General features: G+C 50.3%; 20 protein-coding genes, 1 tRNA gene, 1 rRNA gene and 1 other annotated feature. Of the genes, 12 read left to right on the top strand and 10 right to left on the bottom strand.

From position 1 onward, the window contains the following. Positions 1-32 precede the first annotated feature (32 nt). Both G434_RS15485 and G434_RS15490 read right to left on the bottom strand, forming a co-directional pair. Entirely contained in the window at positions 33-1,319 is a 1,287-nt protein-coding gene (locus G434_RS15485) for an HlyC/CorC family transporter (RefSeq protein WP_010723175.1), read from the bottom strand. A gap of 20 nt (positions 1,320-1,339) precedes the next feature. Next, complete coding sequence (locus G434_RS15490; protein WP_001338897.1) at positions 1,340-2,131, bottom strand: cytochrome C assembly family protein; 792 nt, start codon at positions 2,129-2,131, stop codon at positions 1,340-1,342. 166 nt (positions 2,132-2,297) lie between these two features. Between G434_RS15490 and ffh the strand changes: the two genes are divergently transcribed. The 5 genes from ffh (at position 2,298) to rplS (ending at position 5,910) form a co-directional block, all read left to right on the top strand. Beyond that, a complete protein-coding gene (ffh, locus tag G434_RS15495; RefSeq protein ID WP_000460035.1) occupies positions 2,298-3,659 on the top strand; it encodes a signal recognition particle protein in 1,362 nt (453 codons plus the stop codon). A gap of 248 nt (positions 3,660-3,907) precedes the next feature. Next, on the top strand, positions 3,908-4,156 hold the full coding sequence (gene rpsP / locus G434_RS15500) for a 30S ribosomal protein S16 (protein ID WP_000256450.1): 249 nt from the start codon (positions 3,908-3,910) through the stop codon (positions 4,154-4,156). Positions 4,157-4,174: 18 nt separating this feature from the next. Further along, entirely contained in the window at positions 4,175-4,723 is a 549-nt protein-coding gene (gene rimM, locus G434_RS15505; RefSeq protein ID WP_000043335.1) for a ribosome maturation factor RimM, read from the top strand. 30 nt (positions 4,724-4,753) lie between these two features. Next, entirely contained in the window at positions 4,754-5,521 is a 768-nt protein-coding gene (gene trmD, locus G434_RS15510; RefSeq protein ID WP_000264777.1) for a tRNA (guanosine(37)-N1)-methyltransferase TrmD, read from the top strand. 41 nt (positions 5,522-5,562) lie between these two features. Beyond that, the gene (gene rplS / locus G434_RS15515; RefSeq protein WP_000065253.1) at positions 5,563-5,910 is read left to right on the top strand and encodes a 50S ribosomal protein L19; all 348 of its coding nucleotides are present in this window, start codon (positions 5,563-5,565) and stop codon (positions 5,908-5,910) included. Between the two features lie 75 nt (positions 5,911-5,985). On the opposite strand, the gene G434_RS15520 is transcribed toward rplS, so the two are convergent. The 4 genes from G434_RS15520 to G434_RS15535 form a co-directional block, all read right to left on the bottom strand. Further along, positions 5,986-6,468, bottom strand: coding sequence for an OmpA family protein (locus G434_RS15520; protein WP_000589825.1), 483 nt, complete (start codon positions 6,466-6,468; stop codon positions 5,986-5,988). 15 nt (positions 6,469-6,483) lie between these two features. Beyond that, entirely contained in the window at positions 6,484-7,710 is a 1,227-nt protein-coding gene (dgcN, locus tag G434_RS15525) for a diguanylate cyclase DgcN/YfiN (protein WP_000969050.1), read from the bottom strand. Beyond that, the gene (locus G434_RS15530; RefSeq protein WP_001212388.1) at positions 7,700-8,218 is read right to left on the bottom strand and encodes a regulatory sequestration protein YfiR; all 519 of its coding nucleotides are present in this window, start codon (positions 8,216-8,218) and stop codon (positions 7,700-7,702) included. Before G434_RS15530 ends, dgcN begins: the two co-directional genes overlap by 11 nt. A 146-nt stretch (positions 8,219-8,364) precedes the next feature. Then, positions 8,365-8,730, bottom strand: a complete 366-nt coding sequence (locus tag G434_RS15535) for a DUF2799 domain-containing protein (protein ID WP_001296308.1) — start codon at positions 8,728-8,730, stop codon at positions 8,365-8,367. Between the two features lie 208 nt (positions 8,731-8,938). On the opposite strand from G434_RS15535, the gene aroF reads away from it, so the two are divergent. Then, a complete protein-coding gene (gene aroF / locus G434_RS15540; protein ID WP_001168043.1) occupies positions 8,939-10,009 on the top strand; it encodes a 3-deoxy-7-phosphoheptulonate synthase AroF in 1,071 nt (356 codons plus the stop codon). Between the two features lie 10 nt (positions 10,010-10,019). Continuing rightward, complete coding sequence (gene tyrA / locus G434_RS15545; protein ID WP_000225233.1) at positions 10,020-11,141, top strand: bifunctional chorismate mutase/prephenate dehydrogenase; 1,122 nt, start codon at positions 10,020-10,022, stop codon at positions 11,139-11,141. Positions 11,142-11,183: 42 nt separating this feature from the next. On the opposite strand, the gene pheA is transcribed toward tyrA, so the two are convergent. The 4 genes from pheA to bamD form a co-directional block, all read right to left on the bottom strand. Continuing rightward, positions 11,184-12,344 (bottom strand): bifunctional chorismate mutase/prephenate dehydratase, encoded by a 1,161-nt coding sequence (gene pheA / locus G434_RS15550; protein ID WP_000200119.1) that lies wholly within the window; start codon positions 12,342-12,344, stop codon positions 11,184-11,186. A 21-nt stretch (positions 12,345-12,365) separates the two neighbouring features. Beyond that, positions 12,366-12,491: a sequence feature (Phe leader region), on the bottom strand. Next, positions 12,443-12,490 carry a pheA operon leader peptide PheL gene (gene pheL / locus G434_RS29740; protein WP_001386991.1) on the bottom strand — a complete coding sequence of 16 codons (48 nt, stop codon included), beginning with the start codon at positions 12,488-12,490 and terminating at the stop codon, positions 12,443-12,445. Its footprint overlaps the feature before it by 48 nt. A gap of 102 nt (positions 12,492-12,593) precedes the next feature. Continuing rightward, a complete protein-coding gene (gene raiA / locus G434_RS15555; protein ID WP_000178463.1) occupies positions 12,594-12,935 on the bottom strand; it encodes a ribosome-associated translation inhibitor RaiA in 342 nt (113 codons plus the stop codon). A gap of 270 nt (positions 12,936-13,205) precedes the next feature. Beyond that, positions 13,206-13,943 carry an outer membrane protein assembly factor BamD gene (bamD, locus tag G434_RS15560; protein ID WP_000197686.1) on the bottom strand — a complete coding sequence of 246 codons (738 nt, stop codon included), beginning with the start codon at positions 13,941-13,943 and terminating at the stop codon, positions 13,206-13,208. A gap of 134 nt (positions 13,944-14,077) precedes the next feature. On the opposite strand from bamD, the gene rluD reads away from it, so the two are divergent. The 5 genes from rluD (at position 14,078) to G434_RS15585 (ending at position 20,633) form a co-directional block, all read left to right on the top strand. Then, entirely contained in the window at positions 14,078-15,058 is a 981-nt protein-coding gene (gene rluD / locus G434_RS15565; protein WP_000079106.1) for a 23S rRNA pseudouridine(1911/1915/1917) synthase RluD, read from the top strand. Further along, positions 15,055-15,786, top strand: coding sequence for a purine nucleoside phosphorylase YfiH (yfiH, locus tag G434_RS15570; RefSeq protein ID WP_000040163.1), 732 nt, complete (start codon positions 15,055-15,057; stop codon positions 15,784-15,786). Before rluD ends, yfiH begins: the two co-directional genes overlap by 4 nt. Before the next feature lie 129 nt (positions 15,787-15,915). Further along, the gene (clpB, locus tag G434_RS15575; protein WP_001235102.1) at positions 15,916-18,489 is read left to right on the top strand and encodes an ATP-dependent chaperone ClpB; all 2,574 of its coding nucleotides are present in this window, start codon (positions 15,916-15,918) and stop codon (positions 18,487-18,489) included. Between the two features lie 441 nt (positions 18,490-18,930). Beyond that, positions 18,931-20,472: ribosomal RNA gene (locus tag G434_RS15580) — 16S ribosomal RNA — on the top strand. An 85-nt stretch (positions 20,473-20,557) separates the two neighbouring features. Then, positions 20,558-20,633: transfer RNA gene (locus tag G434_RS15585), tRNA-Glu, on the top strand. The last annotated feature ends 355 nt before the right edge of the window (positions 20,634-20,988 follow it).

Genomic DNA, 20,988 nt, shown 5'->3' with positions numbered 1-20,988 from the left:
CGGCCCTGCATGCGAATGCAGGGCCGTTTTCGTTACTCCGCCACACTCTCGCGCAGCGGTTTCACAGGAAAAACTTTTACCTGCTTAATCATATTGTCCTGTACGTCGAGAATATCAATATCGTACTCGCCAATACGCACGCGGGTGCCTGCGACAGGGATCTCTTCCAGCGCTTCCAGAATGACGCCATTAACCGTTCGTGCATCATCTTCCGGTAGATGCCAGTTAAAGGCTTTGTTGATTTCCCGCACGTTGGCGGTGCCATCAATAATCACCGAACCGTCGTTTTGCGGAGTGACTTCTTCGGCAAGTGTTGGCGACATCGACGTGGTGAAATCACCAACTATCTCTTCCAGAATATCTTCAACCGTCACCAGCCCTTGAATGTCTCCATACTCGTTGACGACCAGGCCGACTTTCTTTTTGTTGCGCTGAAACTTCACCAACTGCGTGCTGAGGGGCGTACCTTCCGGGACAAAATAGATCTCGTCCGCGGCGCGCAGCATGGTTTCTTTGGTGAACTCTTTTTTCTCCGACATCAACCGCCAGGCTTCACGTACTCGCAGCATACTGATGGCGTCGTCCAGCGAATCACGGTAGAGCACGATGCGCCCGTGAGGTGAGTGGGAGAGTTGGCGCAGAATCGATTTCCAGTCATCGTTGATATCAATACCGATAATTTCACTGCGCGGCACCATGATGTCATCAACGGTCATCTTTTCCAGATCGAGCACCGACAGCAGCATATCCTGATTGCGACGGGAAATTTGTGAGCGCGATTCGTGCACGATAGTGCGCAACTCTTCTTTGCTCAAAGAGCCGCTAACCACGATATCGGTTTTGATACCCATCATGCGCATCAGCATACGGGTGATAGCATTCAGCAACCAGACCAGCGGCATCATCAAAATTTGCAGCGGAGCCAGCAGAAAACTACTCGGATAAGCGACTTTTTCCGGGTACAGCGCGGCAATGGTTTTCGGCAATACCTCAGCAAAAACCAGTACGACAAAAGTCAGCACACCAGTCGCAATTGCCACGCCCGCATCGCCGTACAAACGCATCCCAACAATAGTGCCGAGCGCGGAGGCAAGAATATTGACCAGGTTATTGCCGATTAACACCAGGCTAATCAGGCGGTCTGGCTTACGCAGCAATTTTTCGACGCGTTTGGCCGAGCGATTACCCTGTTTCGCCATATGTCGCAGACGATAGCGGTTGAGGGTCATCATTCCGGTTTCGGACCCGGAAAAATAGGCTGAAATGACCACCATGATGATCAGAATAATGATCAACGTAGTAGTAGAAATGTGTTCCAGGGGAAACTCCTTTTCTGGGTTTAGCTGATTAACTGCTGGACAATTCGGCTGCCGAAGTAGGCCAGTGTCAGGATGACTGCACCCGCAACGTTAAACCAGACGACGCGGCGTCCACGCCATCCTTCATGATAATGTCCCCACAGCAGCACAATATAGACAAACCACGCCACGATAGAGAGCACGGCCTTGTCGATATTTTCCATGCTAAATAAGTTGTGCATGTAGAACAGGCCAGTGCAAAGCGTGAGCGTTAGCAGCACCACGCCAATCTGCGTGATGTGGAACATTTTACGCTCGATACTCATTAATGGCGGCATTTCCTGGTTAAACGCCAGCTTCTTGTTCTTCAGTTGGTAATCAATCCACGCCAGTTGCAGCGCGTACAGGGCGGCGATAATCAGCGTGGCATAGGAAAAGAGCGATAAGCCAATGTGCACCAGCATCCCAGGCGTTGCTTCCAGATGAGTGATGTATTCATTGGGCATGAAGGTCGCCAGCGCCAGGTTGATAAGCGCAAAGGCATAGACAATGGGTAGCAGCAACCAGCCACGATTGCGAGAAGCCACAATGGTCATTACCGTACAGATCATCAAACTGACCAATGAACCAACGTTCAGCAGGCTGAGGTTTTGTCCGCTATCACCGTCGGGCAGGATGCGGGCTTCCAGAGCGATTGCGTGGCAGACCAGCGCGATGACCGCAGAAATAATAGCCATGCGCCGCCAGCCGCCGTTTTTTTGCAGCAGACCGGGAACAATCAGCGCAAGACTGACGGAGTAGGCGACAAGCGCGAGCAGAGCAAAAACGGGCATAGTAATGTCGACAGTTTGAGCAATAAGAAAGAGAAGCAGTATAGCGTTAGGTGAACGCTGCTCCAACCGTTGCATAACAACAAAGACGCCTTCATGTTATACTGCGGCAATATACTGATGATGTGTCGCGATTGCGGCCAACCGTTTCCACCCCAGGCGAGAGACAATGTTTGATAATTTAACCGATCGTTTGTCGCGCACGCTGCGCAATATCAGTGGCCGTGGACGCCTCACTGAAGACAACGTAAAAGATACGCTGCGCGAAGTGCGCATGGCGCTGCTGGAGGCGGACGTCGCTCTGCCGGTAGTGCGTGAGTTTATCAATCGCGTAAAAGAGAAAGCGGTTGGTCATGAAGTTAATAAGAGCCTGACGCCGGGGCAGGAGTTCGTCAAAATCGTCCGTAACGAACTGGTTGCGGCGATGGGCGAAGAGAACCAGACCCTGAACCTGGCTGCGCAACCGCCAGCGGTCGTGCTGATGGCGGGCCTGCAAGGTGCCGGTAAAACAACCAGCGTTGGTAAACTCGGTAAGTTCCTGCGCGAGAAGCACAAGAAGAAAGTGCTGGTGGTTTCCGCCGACGTTTATCGCCCGGCGGCAATCAAACAGCTTGAGACGCTGGCAGAGCAGGTGGGCGTTGATTTCTTCCCTTCTGATGTTGGTCAGAAGCCGGTAGATATCGTTAACGCGGCGCTGAAAGAAGCCAAACTGAAATTCTACGACGTGCTGCTGGTGGATACCGCTGGTCGTCTGCACGTTGACGAAGCGATGATGGATGAGATCAAACAAGTCCATGCGTCGATTAATCCGGTTGAAACCCTGTTTGTGGTTGACGCCATGACCGGTCAGGATGCGGCCAATACGGCAAAAGCATTTAATGAAGCGTTACCGCTTACCGGCGTAGTGTTGACCAAAGTGGACGGCGATGCCCGCGGCGGTGCGGCACTCTCTATTCGTCACATCACTGGCAAACCGATCAAGTTTCTCGGTGTTGGCGAGAAAACTGAGGCGCTGGAGCCGTTCCATCCGGACCGCATCGCGTCGCGTATTCTCGGCATGGGCGACGTACTGTCGCTGATCGAAGATATCGAAAGCAAAGTTGACCGCGCGCAGGCAGAGAAATTAGCCAGCAAGCTGAAAAAAGGCGACGGCTTCGATCTCAACGACTTCCTTGAGCAGCTGCGGCAGATGAAAAATATGGGCGGCATGGCCAGCTTGATGGGCAAACTGCCGGGCATGGGGCAGATCCCGGATAACGTCAAGTCGCAGATGGACGATAAAGTGCTGGTGCGTATGGAAGCCATCATCAACTCAATGACGATGAAAGAGCGCGCTAAGCCAGAAATCATCAAAGGTTCACGTAAGCGTCGTATCGCCGCCGGTTGCGGGATGCAGGTACAGGACGTTAACCGCCTTCTGAAGCAGTTCGACGACATGCAGCGCATGATGAAGAAAATGAAGAAGGGCGGAATGGCGAAGATGATGAGAAGCATGAAGGGTATGATGCCGCCGGGATTTCCTGGTCGCTAATCGGCCTGGCTTGTTTGCCATTTTGGCACCGGGGTGTGCTCGTCATCCTCACGTACTGCGTGTACGCTCCGGTGACTGCGCGCACTCCGGTGCCAAACTGGCTGCACCGCCGACGGCCTTTTACAGCAGAGTTAGCAACTGTTGATTGCAATTTCCGCAAAAATGAGTAAAATTTTCGGGCTTTTAATATGACACCGGACTCCGTTCCTCGATGGGGTCCGGTTGTTTTATTCACACAAGAGGATGTTATGGTAACTATTCGTTTAGCACGTCACGGCGCTAAAAAGCGTCCGTTCTACCAGGTTGTTGTCGCTGACAGCCGTAATGCACGCAACGGTCGCTTCATCGAGCGCGTTGGTTTCTTCAACCCAATCGCTAGCGAAAAAGAAGAAGGCACTCGCCTGGATCTGGATCGCATCGCTCACTGGGTTGGCCAGGGCGCAACTATTTCTGATCGCGTTGCTGCGCTGATCAAAGAAGTAAACAAAGCAGCTTAATCTGTCACGGTGGTCATGATGAGCAAACAACTCACCGCGCAAGCACCTGTTGATCCCATCGTTTTGGGAAAAATGGGTTCGTCTTACGGTATTCGTGGGTGGCTCAGAGTGTTTTCTTCCACCGAAGACGCCGAAAGCATTTTTGACTATCAGCCCTGGTTTATCCAGAAGGCGGGTCAGTGGCAGCAAGTCCAGCTGGAAAGCTGGAAGCACCACAATCAGGACATGATCATCAAGCTGAAAGGCGTTGACGATCGTGATGCGGCGAACCTGCTGACGAATTGTGAAATTGTCGTGGATTCATCGCAGCTGCCTCAGCTTGAAGAGGGTGACTACTACTGGAAAGACCTGATGGGCTGCCAGGTAGTAACCACTGAAGGCTACGATCTCGGTAAAGTCGTCGATATGATGGAAACCGGATCTAATGACGTTCTCGTCATTAAGGCAAACCTGAAAGATGCGTTTGGTATCAAGGAACGTCTCGTACCGTTCCTCGATGGGCAGGTTATCAAGAAAGTCGATCTCACTACTCGTTCAATCGAAGTAGATTGGGATCCTGGTTTTTAAACCACCGGATAAACGGTAAAAGACGGCGCTATGTGGATTGGCATAATTAGCCTGTTTCCTGAAATGTTCCGCGCAATTACCGATTACGGGGTAACTGGCCGGGCAGTTAAAAATGGCCTGCTGAGCATCCAGAGCTGGAGTCCTCGCGACTTCACGCATGACCGGCACCGTACCGTGGACGATCGTCCTTACGGCGGCGGACCGGGGATGTTAATGATGGTGCAACCCTTGCGGGACGCCATTCATGCAGCAAAAGCCGCGGCGGGTGAAGGCGCAAAGGTGATTTATCTTTCACCACAGGGACGCAAGCTTGATCAAGCGGGCGTCAGCGAACTGGCAACGAATCAAAAATTGATTCTGGTGTGCGGTCGCTACGAAGGTATAGATGAGCGCGTGATCCAAACCGAAATTGACGAAGAATGGTCAATCGGCGATTACGTTCTCAGTGGTGGTGAGTTACCAGCAATGACGCTGATTGACTCCGTTTCCCGGTTTATTCCGGGAGTACTGGGACATGAAGCCTCAGCAACGGAAGATTCCTTTGCTGAAGGATTGCTGGATTGCCCGCACTATACGCGGCCTGAGGTGTTAGAAGGGATGGAAGTTCCGCCAGTGTTACTGTCGGGCAACCATGCCGAGATACGTCGCTGGCGTTTGAAACAGTCGCTGGGCCGTACCTGGCTTAGAAGACCTGAACTTCTGGAAAACCTGGCTCTGACTGAAGAGCAAGCAAGGTTGCTGGCGGAGTTCAAAACGGAACACGCACAACAGCAACATAAACATGATGGGATGGCGTAAGCCCCCGAGATATCAGTTTACCCAGGATAAGAGATTAAATTATGAGCAACATTATTAAGCAACTTGAACAAGAGCAGATGAAGCAGGACGTACCTTCCTTCCGTCCGGGTGATACCGTGGAAGTGAAAGTATGGGTTGTTGAAGGTTCCAAAAAACGTCTGCAGGCATTCGAGGGCGTGGTTATCGCTATTCGTAACCGCGGTCTGCACTCTGCATTCACTGTTCGTAAAATTTCCAACGGCGAAGGCGTTGAGCGTGTCTTCCAGACTCACTCTCCGGTAGTTGACAGCATTTCTGTCAAACGTCGTGGTGCTGTTCGTAAAGCTAAACTGTACTACCTGCGTGAGCGTACTGGTAAGGCTGCTCGTATCAAAGAGCGTCTTAACTAAGGTTTCGCTTAAGCGACATCCTGTTAAGAAGGGCTGGCCAATTGGCTGGCCCTTTTTTATCTGTTTGCTCGTGTTTTAAGGGGTTGTAATCACCACTGCGACGCGGCGGTTCTCGGCGCGGCCCTGGGCGGTCTTGTTACTGGCTATGGGATATTTTTTTCCTAAACCCTGTGTGGTGAGATTGCTGCGTGGAATTTGTCCACCAATAGCCCATGCATCGGCCACGACATTCGCCCGTTTCAATGATAAGCCTTCGTTGTAACTGTCTTCACCATAGTTATCGGTGTGTCCATCCATACGGGCATGTGTTAGCCCTGTCGAGGCCAATTTGGCTGCCATGGTTTGGATCTGTTGCTGGCTTTCCGGGAGCAATTTGTAGTCATTTTTTGCGAACAGAATGGCATCTGATAAGCCCAGCGACCAGTCGCCGGCGGATTCAGTAAATCCATAAGATTGCATAGCGGCGACTTGCTCAGGAGTAAACTTTCCCTGAGGGGACTGGCAGCCAGTCAGTATTAGTGAGGTGAAAATCAGGGGTGCTACCAGGTGCTTTATCATATCGATATATCCTTGTTATCTCACCAGCTTTTCGGCACGCTGGTGTTTGGCCTGATACATATTGTGATCGGCAAGCTCTTGTAATTTTTCCGCAGAGGCGTGCTCAATGGTCATCGCGTAACCAATGCTTAATGTCATGGTGGTCTGATGGCCATTATGAAGATCAAACGGGAGATTAAAGATTTGTGTCAGTGCTGAGCATATCTGCTGCACTTCAGATTCCGACTGTACATCATAGAGCACCATCGCGAATTCATCGCCGCCCAGGCGGTATGCTTTATGTCGCAGCCCGCCAAATTCAGCTAACCGTTTTGCTACCTCAATCAAGACACGATCGCCCGTCGCATGACCCCAGGTATCATTGATATATTTGAAATTATCGCCATCAAGAAATAGTAACGCCGACGTTTTTCGGGCATCGGAATTGTTCATCAACGTATTGATACCGCTACGAAACGCTGCGCGGTTAGCCAGCCCGGTTAATGGGTCATGTAGCGCGGTACGCAGAAGCTGCGCATTTTTGGCCTGTAAACGAAGCTGCCACTCTTCCATTTCATCCAGCAGACTGTTGAAGTCGAGAGCGAAGCGGTGAAACTCTGCGATACGTTCTTCCGAAACTCGTCGGGAAAAATTGCGGTTGGAACGCACATCATGTACGACATCGGTGATGTTTTTTAACGCTTCAACCAGACCATTGTGCAAATGGCGGGTGAGGGTAATTGCGATGCCTGATGCCAGCAGAATGCAGGCGGTCAGGACAGCGAGCGAAAACCAGATGAAATGGCTGATTGAACTGTCGCGAGCGGTTAAGCGAACTTCGCCAATGGTTTCACCATTGTGACGAATCGGCTGAACGATGGGGGCAGGGAAGAGCCAGTGGCTTATGAAATTACTGAAAGTATCGCCTGGATCCTTACGGGTGTAATGCCAGGATGCCAGAATATTTTGCTGCTTATCACGCACTTCTGCAGTTGAAAATTGCCCTTGCTGCCCCAGCGCCGCCAGTGTTTCAGTTGCTGCAGGGCCATCGGCAAAAACGACCGCTGCTTCCAGACTGTAAGTCATTGTTGCTGCTGTCAGTGCCAGGTTTTTTTGCGCGTACTGTTTCAGGGTCAGCACCGAGGTCACTGAAAGCAGCAACCAGATCAGCATCATAGTGATAAATATGCTGGTCATACTGATGTTGCGTAATGCTCTTTTAAACGTGGGGCGCTTATTAAGAGAATTATCGTTATCCATCATTTTTCTTCCGTGCGAGCATTAAGACATCCGGGTTGACCTTTACACCGCTACGCGATAAGGCATCCAGGTTTACGGCAAATCTGACGTCATTATTGTGGATGATCAGACAAAAGGCGCTACCAATAATGCAATCGGTATTTTGTTCGGCAATTAATAATAACGCCTTTGACGGATATTGTTCGGTTAATTCCATCTGGAATGTCGGTGACTCGTTGCCAAAATAAAAACCATTGCAGCCTGAAATCATCGCCTCTTGTTGAGTGTGAATGATGACAGGCAGATAAGGCAAAGATGTCGCGGCATTCTCTTGTAGGGCGGTACTAAAACGTGAAGATGAAAAGATACATAACTTTGGTGGCCCTGATAGCGCAGGCCAGCGGGTGTAACTGACAATACCGGAAACCATCATACGCACGTTTTTCGCAACGTCAGAAGGTTCCTGAGCGAGTATTGGTGCTCCCGTCAGCAGGAGAATCAGCAGTAAGAACAGTCGGTGAGAAAAACGCATTCAGGGATCCTCACCATCTTCGCTCGAAATGCATCGATATTTTTTCAGAATGCTCATTAAAATATCATTTTTTCATGCAGTCGTCATCAATGTGAGAAATAAAACATAATGAGTAAAATCTCATGCTTAATTTATTTGGGGGGTAATTAATTTAATCGTATTGTGCTGGCATTTTCATCAGCCCCTTTTCGCCATACTTCATGCAGTTGGCTGGCATTTTCAACATTATTGCAGCTGGCAGGAAAGCTTTTACCAGAAAGTCCTCGGGCATAAGTAAAATCGGTCTGGCAAGTTTTCTTTTGTCCTTCGGCATATCCTTTAAGGTATAGACCGCGATCCGCCTGTGAATCGCTAAATGCATCGTCATCTTTTATGGCGCTGCCCGATATCGCATCTTCCATACCGACATCATACCAGTCGGTGCTGGTCAAGGTTGGCGCGTGAGTATAAGGATCAATCTGACATCCGCTAACCAGTAAAGCCAACAAGGGGGCGATAAACTTTTTCATCATTTCTTTCTCCTTTTTCAAAGCATAGCGGATTGTTTTTAAAGGAGGTGTAAATTTATTTGTACAAAATAAGCATCAAAAGCGCGAGTAAATTGTTCCTGTAAAGAAAAATGTACGAAATATGGATTGAAAACTTTACTTTATGTGTTATCGTTACGTCATCCTCGCTGAGGATCAACTATCGCAAACGAGCATAAACAGGATCGCCATCATGCAAAAAGACGCGCTGAATAACGTACATATTACCGACGAACAGGTTTTAATGACTCCGGAACAACTGAAGGCCGCTTTTCCATTAAGCCTGCAACAAGAAGCCCAGATTGCTGACTCGCGTAAAACCATTTCAGATATTATCGCCGGGCGCGATCCTCGTCTGTTGGTAGTATGTGGTCCTTGTTCCATTCATGATCCGGAAACTGCTCTGGAATATGCTCGTCGATTTAAAGCCCTTGCCGCAGAGGTCAGCGATAGCCTCTATCTGGTAATGCGCGTCTATTTTGAAAAACCCCGTACCACTGTCGGCTGGAAAGGGTTAATTAACGATCCCCATATGGATGGCTCTTTTGATGTAGAAGCCGGGCTGCAGATCGCGCGTAAATTGCTGCTTGAGCTGGTGAATATGGGACTGCCACTGGCGACGGAAGCGTTAGATCCAAATAGCCCGCAATACCTGGGCGATCTGTTTAGCTGGTCAGCAATTGGTGCTCGTACAACGGAATCGCAAACTCACCGTGAAATGGCCTCCGGGCTTTCCATGCCGGTTGGTTTTAAAAACGGCACCGACGGCAGCCTTGCAACGGCAATTAACGCTATGCGTGCCGCCGCCCAGCCGCACCGTTTTGTTGGCATTAACCAGGCAGGGCAGGTTGCGTTGCTACAAACTCAGGGGAATCCGGACGGGCATGTGATCCTGCGCGGTGGTAAAGCGCCGAACTATAGCCCTGCGGATGTTGCGCAATGTGAAAAAGAGATGGAACAGGCGGGACTGCGCCCGTCTCTGATGGTAGATTGCAGCCACGGTAATTCCAATAAAGATTATCGCCGTCAGCCTGCGGTGGCAGAGTCCGTGGTTGCTCAGATCAAAGATGGTAATCGCTCCATTATTGGTCTGATGATTGAAAGTAATATCCACGAAGGTAATCAGTCTTCCGAACAGCCGCGTAGCGAAATGAAATACGGCGTGTCTGTAACCGATGCCTGCATTAGCTGGGAAATGACCGATGCCTTACTGCGTGAGATCCATCATGATCTCAACGGGCAGCTGACGGCGCGCGTGGCTTAAGAGGTTTATTATGGTTGCTGAGTTGACCGCATTACGCGATCAAATTGATGAAGTCGATAAAGCGCTGCTGAATTTATTAGCGAAGCGTCTGGAACTGGTTGCTGAAGTGGGCGAGGTGAAAAGCCGCTTTGGACTGCCTATTTATGTTCCGGAGCGCGAGGCATCTATGTTGGCCTCGCGTCGTGCAGAGGCGGAAGCTCTGGGTGTACCGCCAGATCTGATTGAGGATGTTTTGCGTCGGGTGATGCGTGAATCTTACTCCAGTGAAAACGACAAAGGATTTAAAACACTTTGTCCGTCACTGCGTCCGGTGGTTATCGTCGGCGGTGGCGGTCAGATGGGACGCCTGTTCGAGAAGATGCTGACACTCTCGGGTTATCAGGTGCGGATTCTGGAGCAACATGACTGGGATCGAGCGGCTGAAATTGTTGCCGATGCCGGAATGGTGATTGTTAGTGTGCCAATCCACGTTACTGAGCAAGTTATCGGCAAATTACCGCCTTTACCGAAAGATTGTATTCTGGTCGATCTGGCATCAGTGAAAAATGGGCCATTACAGGCCATGCTGGCGGCGCATGATGGTCCGGTGCTGGGGCTACACCCGATGTTCGGTCCGGACAGCGGTAGCCTGGCAAAGCAAGTTGTGGTCTGGTGTGATGGACGTAAGCCGGAAGCATACCAATGGTTTCTGGAGCAAATTCAGGTCTGGGGCGCTCGGCTGCATCGTATTAGCGCTGTCGAGCACGATCAGAATATGGCGTTTATTCAGGCTCTGCGCCACTTTGCTACTTTTGCTTATGGGCTGCACCTGGCAGAAGAAAATGTTCAGCTTGAGCAACTTCTGGCGCTCTCTTCGCCGATTTACCGCCTTGAACTGGCGATGGTTGGGCGACTGTTTGCTCAGGATCCGCAGCTTTATGCCGACATTATTATGTCGTCAGAGCGTAATCTGGCGTTAATCAAACGTTACTATAAGCGTTTCGGCGAGGCGATTGAGTTGCTGGAGCAGGGCGATAAGCAGGCGTTTATTGACAGTTTCCGCAAGGTGGAGCACTGGTTCGGCGATTACGCACAGCGTTTTCAGAGTGAAAGCCGCGTGTTATTGCGTCAGGCGAATGACAACCGCCACTAATAATCCAGTGCCGGGTGATTCACATCATCCGGCACCTTTTCATCAGGTTGGATCAACAGGCACTACGTTCTCACTTGGGTAACAGCCCAATACCTTCATCGAACGGGTGATGTCCCCTAACTCTTTCAATGCTTTTTGCATTTCCGCTGATTCAAGATTGGCCTGAATATCCAGATAAAACATCTCTTCCCATGGATTACCGTGAATCGGGCGTGACTCCAGACGGGTCATAATCAGATTGTGGTTGCGCAGTACCAGCAACGCTTCAACCAGCGCACCAGCTTGTTGCCCGGTCGCCATTAACAACGTCGTTTTCGCTGGAACCTGGTCAGACACGTTAATGGCTTTACGTGCCAACACCACAAATCGGGTGAAGTTTTGTCGCTGATTCGCTTCAATACGCTCCAGTACCTGCAAACCGTACAAAGTGCCGCCAGCTTCGCTTCCCAACGCAGCAACATGCGGTGATTTTGCCTGTGCAACCTTTTCCATTGCCGCAGACGTACTTTCGGTATATTCAATCTTCCAGTGCGGATAACGATTAAGGAATTTGCTGCATTGCTGGAATGGCTGCGGATGGCTGTAGACCGTATTGATGGTGGATAAATCAGTAGTGCCGGAGACCAACAAACAATGGTCGATAGTTAACGTCATCTCGCCAACAATCGACAAACTGGTATGTTGCAGCAGATCGTAAACGTCATTTATGGCACCGGAGCTGGTATTTTCAATCGGTACGACGGCATAGTCGGCCTGGCCGGTTTCCACCTGATTAAAAATATCGGCAAATTTGGCGCAGCCACTTTCAATGAATTGCTCAAAGTGACGGGCAGCGTACTGACGAGCGGCAAGATGTGAATAGGAGCCTTTGGGGCCGAGAAAAGCAATGCGGGCAGAGTGTGGATTAATTTTATTGAGATGTTGCTGGAGCAAAGCCTGCTGAGTTAATACGGAATCTTCAATGATGAGCTGGAACAGGCGAGTAATGTAATGGGCGTCCAGATGGTGCGCTTTACCGAGCGTAATTAATCTTTCCAGTAAATCGCGTTCACGATCAATATCACGTACCGGGCGATGCGAGAGCAGTTTGGCTTTTCCCACCTCGACGGCCAGTTCGCGCCGCTCTGCGAGTAATGCTAATAATTTTTCATCCAGCGCGCTGATTTTCTCTCGCAGCGCCAGTAATGGATTTTCCGATGTCATAGTGTTGCCTTTTTGTTATCAATAAAAAAGGCCCCCCGATTTGGGAGGCCTTATTGTTCGTCTTCGCATTCTGTTTCACACGACGAAACGCCTCCCATTCAGGGGAAGGTAAAAAAGAATGCGAAGAAAAACGGTGTGTGTTTCATGTTTGTTTCCTTAAGTGACTTCAGTACAGTACCCGTACTGTTTTCACGCTGTCAACAAAAAACGCGCCCGAAGGCGCGTTGGCGATACACTCAATATAAAGGACTACTCTTCTTCAACTTCTTCGACGAAGTTGGCGTCTTTCACCGATGTTGCGGCACGACGTGCTTCGCCTTTGTGCTGCAGTTTATTGAGCTGCCGTTCCAGCTTGTTGATCAATTCGTTAATTGCGGTGTACATATCTTCATGTTTACCACTGGCAACCAGAACGCCGTTAGGTGTATTGATTGTGGCGTCAGCAACAAACCCTTGTGGCTCTTTGGACAGAATAATATGTGGATTAATCAGATGTGTTTGCCATTTTTCCAGTTTGGCGAGACGGTCTGCGACATGTTGGCGGATGGTCGGAGTAATTTCCATTTGTTTGCTGGTAATGTTCATTGTCATAAATTTTACCTCTTGTCTTCCCGTCTTGGTGAATTCAGCATACCGTTCCTGATGTCAAAATGTGTGATGGAAATCTCATAATTTTGTCACTTTTTGTCAACGAATCTTTTTTGTGAGAAATCGCAGGAAGAGGTGTTTTTTTACTTGAGGAATATCTCAAAGCGAGCCATATTTGATGAGATCGATAGTGACTAAATCGCTTCAGTTTCACAACTAACAGAATAAAAAAACGGCAGCTCAAGGGCTGCCGTTTTGTGTTTCAGGTTTTTGTTATGTATTGCTGCTGTTTGCAGCGATGATTTTCGCTACTTTTTCAGCTTGCGCATTCATCTGCATCTGACGGTATGCATTTTCCATCAGCGGCAGCGCATCACGCGTAGCCTGGGTATCCGGGTAGTCGCGCAACATGCCTTCTACGCGGTTAACGACGGCAACCCATGCACCACGTTCTGTATAGTACTCGGCAACGGAGTATTCATATTTCGCCAGACGATCTTTCAGGAATACCAGACGTTTGGTGGCATCGGTGGTGTACTGACTGTTCGGATAGCCGCGCACCAGTTTGGAAAAGTCACTAAACGCAGCTCGTGCATGTTGAGGATCGCGATCGCTACGGTCAACGCCAAAGAACCCTTGCAGTGCACTGTCATCGAGCGCCATATTGGTCAGGCCACGCATGTACATGACATAATCGATATTCGGATGGGTCGGGTTAAGGCGAATAAAACGATCGATGGCAGCCTGTGCTAACGGCAAATCGGCGTTTTTATAGTAGGCGTAGATGAGATCCAGCTGCACCTGCTGCGAATACGGACCAAACGGATAGCGATTATCTAACGCTTCCAGTTGCGTTATTGCCTGTCTCCAGTTACCGTCCTGCAGCTTTTGTTGTGCAGTCGCGTAAATTTCATTTGGCGGGTTATCAGGTACTTCTTCCTTTGACCCCGAGCAACCCGCCAAAAACAGGCTTAGTGTGGCGGCTGCCACCAGATATTTCATGCGCGTCATGACGTTTTGACTTTCCTCAAAATGTAATACGGGAGATTCTCTGTTCCTGCTCCCGGTTAAGACCAGCTACAATAGCACACTATATTAAACGGCAAAGCCGTAAAACCCCAACGATAAACGAAGAAGCAGTATATATGGCACAACGAGTACAGCTCACTGCAACGGTGTCCGAAAACCAACTCGGTCAACGCTTAGATCAGGCTTTGGCCGAAATGTTCCCGGATTATTCACGTTCGCGGATAAAAGAATGGATCCTCGACCAGCGCGTGCTGGTTAACGGCAAAGTTTGTGATAAGCCGAAAGAAAAAGTATTGGGTGGCGAGCAGGTGGCCATCAACGCTGAGATTGAAGAAGAAGCGCGTTTTGAACCGCAGGATATCCCGCTGGATATCGTCTATGAAGATGAAGATATCATCGTCATTAATAAACCACGCGACCTGGTGGTACATCCTGGCGCGGGTAACCCGGATGGCACGGTACTGAATGCGTTGCTTCATTACTATCCGCCCATTGCCGATGTACCGCGTGCGGGCATCGTCCATCGTCTGGATAAAGACACCACTGGCCTGATGGTTGTGGCAAAAACCGTTCCGGCTCAGACGCGTTTAGTCGAATCTTTGCAACGGCGTGAAATTACTCGTGAGTATGAAGCTGTCGCAATTGGTCATATGACCGCTGGCGGTACGGTGGATGAGCCAATCAGTCGCCACCCGACCAAACGTACTCACATGGCGGTGCATCCGATGGGCAAACCAGCGGTGACTCACTATCGCATCATGGAACACTTCCGTGTGCACACGCGTCTGCGGTTGCGTCTGGAAACTGGACGTACGCACCAGATCCGCGTGCATATGGCCCATATCACTCATCCGCTGGTGGGCGATCCGATTTATGGTGGCCGTCCGCGTCCTCCAAAAGGTGCTTCGGAAGCGTTTATCTCCACGCTGCGTAAGTTTGACCGCCAGGCGCTTCATGCAACCATGCTGCGTCTTTATCACCCGATCTCCGGCATCGAAATGGAATGGCATGCGCCTATTCCACAAGATATGGTGGAGCTGATTGAGGTGATGCGCGCCGATTTCGAAGAGCATAAGGATGAAGTGGACTGGTTATGAGTAAGCTGATTGTCCCGCAGTGGCCGCTGCCAAAAGGTGTTGCGGCCTGTAGCTCTACTCGTATCGGCGGCGTGAGCTTGCCCCCGTATGACTCGCTCAACCTCGGTGCTCATTGTGGCGATAACCCGGTTCACGTTGAGGAGAATCGCAAGCGACTTTTTGCTGCGGGCAATTTGCCTTCTAAACCGGTCTGGCTTGAGCAGGTACACGGCAAAGATGTGCTTAAGCTTACTGGCGAACCTTATGCCTCAAAACGAGCAGATGCCTCTTATAGCAATACGCCCGGCACGGTTTGCGCAGTGATGACTGCCGACTGCCTCCCTGTGCTGTTTTGCAATCGAGCGGGAACGGAAGTCGCCGCCGCTCATGCTGGCTGGCGTGGACTGTGCGCAGGCGTGTTGGAAGAGACAGTTTCCTGTTTTGCTGATAATCCAGAAAATATTCTCGCCTGGTTAGGGCCGGCAATTGGTCCACGCGCGTTTGAAGTGGGGGCGGAGGTTCGCGAGGCGTTTATGGCAGTAGACGCCGAAGCGAGTACAGCTTTCATTCAGCATGGTGATAAGTATCTGGTGGACATTTATCAGCTTGCCCGGCAGCGTCTGGCGAGCGTTGGTGTTGAACAAATTTTCGGCGGCGACCGTTGTACATATACGGAAAATGAGACTTTCTTCTCTTATCGTCGCGACAAGACCACCGGTCGTATGGCAAGTTTCATTTGGCTGATATAACCTAAAGAATCAAGACGATCCGGTACGCGTGATTTTCTTTTCACATTAATCTGGTCAATAACCTTGAATAATTGAGGGATGACCTCATTTAATCTCCAGTAGCAACTTTGATCCGTTATGGGAGGAGTTATGCGTCTGGATCGTCTTACTAATAAATTCCAGCTTGCTCTTGCCGATGCCCAATCACTTGCACTCGGGCACGACAACCAATTCATCGAACCACTTCATTTAATGAGCGCCCTGCTGAATCAGGAAGGGGGTTCGGTTAGTCCTTTATTAACATCCGCTGGCATAAATGCTGGCCAGTTGCGCACAGATATCAATCAGGCATTAAATCGTTTACCGCAGGTTGAAGGTACTGGTGGTGATGTCCAGCCATCACAGGATCTGGTGCGCGTTCTTAATCTTTGCGACAAGCTGGCGCAAAAACGTGGTGATAACTTTATCTCGTCAGAACTGTTCGTTCTGGCGGCACTTGAGTCTCGCGGCACGCTGGCCGACATCCTGAAAGCAGCAGGGGCGACCACCGCCAACATTACTCAAGCGATTGAACAAATGCGTGGAGGTGAAAGCGTGAACGATCAAGGTGCTGAAGACCAACGTCAGGCTTTGAAAAAATATACCATCGACCTTACCGAACGAGCCGAACAGGGCAAACTCGATCCGGTGATTGGTCGTGATGAAGAAATTCGCCGTACCATTCAGGTGCTGCAACGTCGTACTAAAAATAACCCAGTACTGATTGGTGAACCCGGCGTCGGTAAAACTGCCATCGTTGAAGGTCTGGCGCAGCGTATTATCAACGGCGAAGTGCCGGAAGGGTTGAAAGGCCGCCGCGTACTGGCGCTGGATATGGGCGCGCTGGTGGCTGGGGCGAAATATCGCGGTGAGTTTGAAGAACGTTTAAAAGGCGTGCTTAACGATCTTGCCAAACAGGAAGGCAACGTCATCCTGTTTATCGACGAATTACATACCATGGTCGGCGCGGGTAAAGCCGATGGCGCAATGGACGCCGGAAACATGCTGAAACCGGCGCTGGCGCGTGGTGAATTGCACTGCGTAGGTGCCACGACGCTTGACGAATATCGCCAGTACATCGAAAAAGATGCTGCGCTGGAACGTCGTTTCCAGAAAGTGTTTGTTGCCGAGCCTTCTGTTGAAGATACCATTGCGATTCTGCGTGGCCTGAAAGAACGTTACGAATTGCACCACCATGTGCAAATTACTGACCCGGCAATTGTTGCAGCGGCGACGTTGTCTCATCGCTACATTGCTGACCGTCAGCTGCCGGATAAAGCCATCGACCTGATCGATGAAGCAGCATCCAGCATTCGTATGCAGATCGACTCAAAACCAGAAGAACTCGACCGACTCGATCGTCGTATCATCCAGCTTAAACTGGAACAACAGGCGTTAATGAAAGAGTCTGATGAAGCCAGTAAAAAACGCCTGGATATGCTCAACGAAGAACTGAGCGACAAAGAACGTCAGTACTCCGAGTTAGAAGAAGAGTGGAAAGCAGAGAAAGCATCGCTTTCTGGTACACAGACCATTAAAGCGGAACTGGAACAGGCGAAAATCGCTATTGAACAGGCTCGCCGTGTGGGTGACCTGGCGCGGATGTCTGAACTGCAATACGGCAAAATCCCGGAACTGGAAAAGCAACTGGAAGCCGCAACGCAGCTCGAAGGCAAAACTATGCGTCTGTTGCGTAATAAAGTGACCGATGCCGAAATTGCTGAAGTGCTGGCGCGTTGGACGGGGATTCCGGTTTCTCGCATGATGGAAAGCGAGCGCGAAAAACTGCTGCGTATGGAGCAAGAGCTGCACCATCGCGTTATTGGTCAGAACGAAGCGGTTGATGCGGTATCTAACGCTATTCGTCGTAGCCGCGCAGGGCTTGCTGACCCGAATCGCCCGATTGGTTCATTCCTGTTCCTCGGCCCAACGGGTGTGGGGAAAACTGAGCTTTGTAAGGCGCTGGCGAACTTTATGTTTGATAGCGACGAGGCGATGGTCCGTATCGATATGTCCGAGTTTATGGAGAAACACTCGGTGTCTCGTCTGGTTGGTGCGCCTCCGGGATATGTCGGTTATGAAGAAGGTGGCTACCTGACCGAAGCGGTGCGTCGTCGTCCGTATTCCGTCATCCTGCTGGATGAAGTGGAAAAAGCGCATCCGGATGTCTTCAACATTCTGTTGCAGGTACTGGATGATGGGCGTCTGACTGACGGGCAGGGGAGAACGGTCGACTTCCGTAATACGGTTGTCATTATGACCTCTAACCTCGGTTCCGATTTGATTCAGGAACGCTTCGGTGAACTGGATTATGCGCACATGAAAGAGCTGGTGCTCGGTGTGGTAAGCCATAACTTCCGTCCGGAATTCATTAACCGTATCGATGAAGTGGTGGTCTTCCATCCGCTGGGTGAACAGCACATTGCGTCGATTGCGCAGATTCAGTTGAAACGTCTGTACAAACGTCTGGAAGAACGTGGTTATGAAATCCACATTTCTGACGAGGCGCTGAAACTGCTGAGCGAGAACGGTTACGATCCGGTCTATGGTGCACGTCCTCTGAAACGTGCTATCCAGCAGCAGATCGAAAACCCGCTGGCACAGCAAATACTGTCTGGTGAATTGGTTCCGGGTAAAGTTATTCGCCTGGAAGTTAATGAAGACCGGATTGTCGCCGTCCAGTAATGATAAAACGAGCCCTTCGGGGCTCGTTTTTGTCTATAAATTAGACGGAAAAGACTATATTTAAGATGTTTTGCCTGAAAAATGAGCGAACGATAAAGTTTTTATATTTTTCGCTTGTCAGGCCGGAATAACTCCCTATAATGCGCCACCACTGACACGGAACAACGGCAAACACGCCGCCGGGTCAGCGGGGTTCTCCTGAGAATCTCAACAGGGAAAAGCAAAAAAATGCTTGACTCTGTAGCGGGAAAGCGTATTATGCACACCCCGCGCCGCTGAGAAAAAGCGAAGCGGCACTGCTCTTTAACAATTTATCAGACAATCTGTGTGGGCACTCGAAGATACGGATTCTTAACGTCGCAAGACGAAAAATGAATACCAAGTCTCAAGAGTGAACACGTAATTCATTACGAAGTTTAATTCTTTGAGCATCAAACTTTTAAATTGAAGAGTTTGATCATGGCTCAGATTGAACGCTGGCGGCAGGCCTAACACATGCAAGTCGAACGGTAACAGAGATCAGCTTGCTGATTCGCTGACGAGTGGCGGACGGGTGAGTAATGTCTGGGAAACTGCCTGATGGAGGGGGATAACTACTGGAAACGGTAGCTAATACCGCATAACGTCGCAAGACCAAAGAGGGGGACCTTCGGGCCTCTTGCCATCGGATGTGCCCAGATGGGATTAGCTAGTAGGTGGGGTAACGGCTCACCTAGGCGACGATCCCTAGCTGGTCTGAGAGGATGACCAGCCACACTGGAACTGAGACACGGTCCAGACTCCTACGGGAGGCAGCAGTGGGGAATATTGCACAATGGGCGCAAGCCTGATGCAGCCATGCCGCGTGTATGAAGAAGGCCTTCGGGTTGTAAAGTACTTTCAGCGGGGAGGAAGGGAGTAAAGTTAATACCTTTGCTCATTGACGTTACCCGCAGAAGAAGCACCGGCTAACTCCGTGCCAGCAGCCGCGGTAATACGGAGGGTGCAAGCGTTAATCGGAATTACTGGGCGTAAAGCGCACGCAGGCGGTTTGTTAAGTCAGATGTGAAATCCCCGGGCTCAACCTGGGAACTGCATCTGATACTGGCAAGCTTGAGTCTCGTAGAGGGGGGTAGAATTCCAGGTGTAGCGGTGAAATGCGTAGAGATCTGGAGGAATACCGGTGGCGAAGGCGGCCCCCTGGACGAAGACTGACGCTCAGGTGCGAAAGCGTGGGGAGCAAACAGGATTAGATACCCTGGTAGTCCACGCCGTAAACGATGTCGACTTGGAGGTTGTGCCCTTGAGGCGTGGCTTCCGGAGCTAACGCGTTAAGTCGACCGCCTGGGGAGTACGGCCGCAAGGTTAAAACTCAAATGAATTGACGGGGGCCCGCACAAGCGGTGGAGCATGTGGTTTAATTCGATGCAACGCGAAGAACCTTACCTGGTCTTGACATCCACAGAACTTTCCAGAGATGGATTGGTGCCTTCGGGAACTGTGAGACAGGTGCTGCATGGCTGTCGTCAGCTCGTGTTGTGAAATGTTGGGTTAAGTCCCGCAACGAGCGCAACCCTTATCCTTTGTTGCCAGCGGTCCGGCCGGGAACTCAAAGGAGACTGCCAGTGATAAACTGGAGGAAGGTGGGGATGACGTCAAGTCATCATGGCCCTTACGACCAGGGCTACACACGTGCTACAATGGCGCATACAAAGAGAAGCGACCTCGCGAGAGCAAGCGGACCTCATAAAGTGCGTCGTAGTCCGGATTGGAGTCTGCAACTCGACTCCATGAAGTCGGAATCGCTAGTAATCGTGGATCAGAATGCCACGGTGAATACGTTCCCGGGCCTTGTACACACCGCCCGTCACACCATGGGAGTGGGTTGCAAAAGAAGTAGGTAGCTTAACCTTCGGGAGGGCGCTTACCACTTTGTGATTCATGACTGGGGTGAAGTCGTAACAAGGTAACCGTAGGGGAACCTGCGGTTGGATCACCTCCTTACCTTAAAGAACCGTTCTTTGAAGTGCTCACACAGATTGTCTGATAGAAAGTGAAAAGCAAGGCGTCTTGCGAAGCAGACTGATACGTCCCCTTCGTCTAGAGGCCCAGGACACCGCCCTTTCACGGCGGTAACAGGGGTTCGAATCCCCTAGGGGACGCCACTTGCTGGTTTGTGAGTGAAAGTCACCTGCCTTAATATCTCAAAACTCATCTTCGGGTGATGTTTGAGATATTTGCTCTTTAAAAATCTGGATCAAGCTGAAAATTGAAACACTGAACAACGAAAGTTGTTCGTGAGTCTCTCAAATTTTCGCAACACGATGATGAATCGAAAGAAACATCTTCGGGTTGTGAGGTTAAGCGACTAAGCGTACACGGTGGATGCCCTGGCAGTCAGAGGCGATGAAGGACGTGCTAATCTGCGATAAGCGTCGGTAAGGTGATATGAACCGTTATAACCGGCGATTTCCGAATGGGGAAACCCAGTGTGATTCGTCACACTATCATTAACTGAAT

It is taken from the genome of Escherichia sp. KTE172 (genome assembly GCF_000408845.1).
Taxonomy (GTDB): domain Bacteria; phylum Pseudomonadota; class Gammaproteobacteria; order Enterobacterales; family Enterobacteriaceae; genus Escherichia; species Escherichia coli.
The sequence above is the reverse complement of the archived record's forward strand: the minus strand, read 5'-3'. Positions and strand labels throughout refer to the sequence as shown.

Bases quoted from the DNA above. Each gene is read 5' to 3' on its own strand.
- aroF (WP_001168043.1), top strand. From the start codon at position 8,939: ATGCAAAAAGACGCGCTGAATAACGTACATATTACCGACGAACAGGTT.
- yfiH (WP_000040163.1), top strand. From the start codon at position 15,055: ATGAGTAAGCTGATTGTCCCGCAGTGGCCGCTGCCAAAAGGTGTTGCG.
- tyrA (WP_000225233.1), top strand. From the start codon at position 10,020: ATGGTTGCTGAGTTGACCGCATTACGCGATCAAATTGATGAAGTCGAT.
- G434_RS15520 (WP_000589825.1), bottom strand. From the start codon at position 6,468: ATGATAAAGCACCTGGTAGCACCCCTGATTTTCACCTCACTAATACTG.
- clpB (WP_001235102.1), top strand. From the start codon at position 15,916: ATGCGTCTGGATCGTCTTACTAATAAATTCCAGCTTGCTCTTGCCGAT.
- rluD (WP_000079106.1), top strand. From the start codon at position 14,078: ATGGCACAACGAGTACAGCTCACTGCAACGGTGTCCGAAAACCAACTC.
- pheA (WP_000200119.1), bottom strand. From the start codon at position 12,344: ATGACATCGGAAAATCCATTACTGGCGCTGCGAGAGAAAATCAGCGCG.
- G434_RS15490 (WP_001338897.1), bottom strand. From the start codon at position 2,131: ATGCCCGTTTTTGCTCTGCTCGCGCTTGTCGCCTACTCCGTCAGTCTT.
- bamD (WP_000197686.1), bottom strand. From the start codon at position 13,943: ATGACGCGCATGAAATATCTGGTGGCAGCCGCCACACTAAGCCTGTTT.
- raiA (WP_000178463.1), bottom strand. From the start codon at position 12,935: ATGACAATGAACATTACCAGCAAACAAATGGAAATTACTCCGACCATC.
- rplS (WP_000065253.1), top strand. From the start codon at position 5,563: ATGAGCAACATTATTAAGCAACTTGAACAAGAGCAGATGAAGCAGGAC.
- trmD (WP_000264777.1), top strand. From the start codon at position 4,754: ATGTGGATTGGCATAATTAGCCTGTTTCCTGAAATGTTCCGCGCAATT.
- G434_RS15535 (WP_001296308.1), bottom strand. From the start codon at position 8,730: ATGATGAAAAAGTTTATCGCCCCCTTGTTGGCTTTACTGGTTAGCGGA.
- rimM (WP_000043335.1), top strand. From the start codon at position 4,175: ATGAGCAAACAACTCACCGCGCAAGCACCTGTTGATCCCATCGTTTTG.
- G434_RS15530 (WP_001212388.1), bottom strand. From the start codon at position 8,218: ATGCGTTTTTCTCACCGACTGTTCTTACTGCTGATTCTCCTGCTGACG.
- ffh (WP_000460035.1), top strand. From the start codon at position 2,298: ATGTTTGATAATTTAACCGATCGTTTGTCGCGCACGCTGCGCAATATC.
- rpsP (WP_000256450.1), top strand. From the start codon at position 3,908: ATGGTAACTATTCGTTTAGCACGTCACGGCGCTAAAAAGCGTCCGTTC.
- dgcN (WP_000969050.1), bottom strand. From the start codon at position 7,710: ATGATGGATAACGATAATTCTCTTAATAAGCGCCCCACGTTTAAAAGA.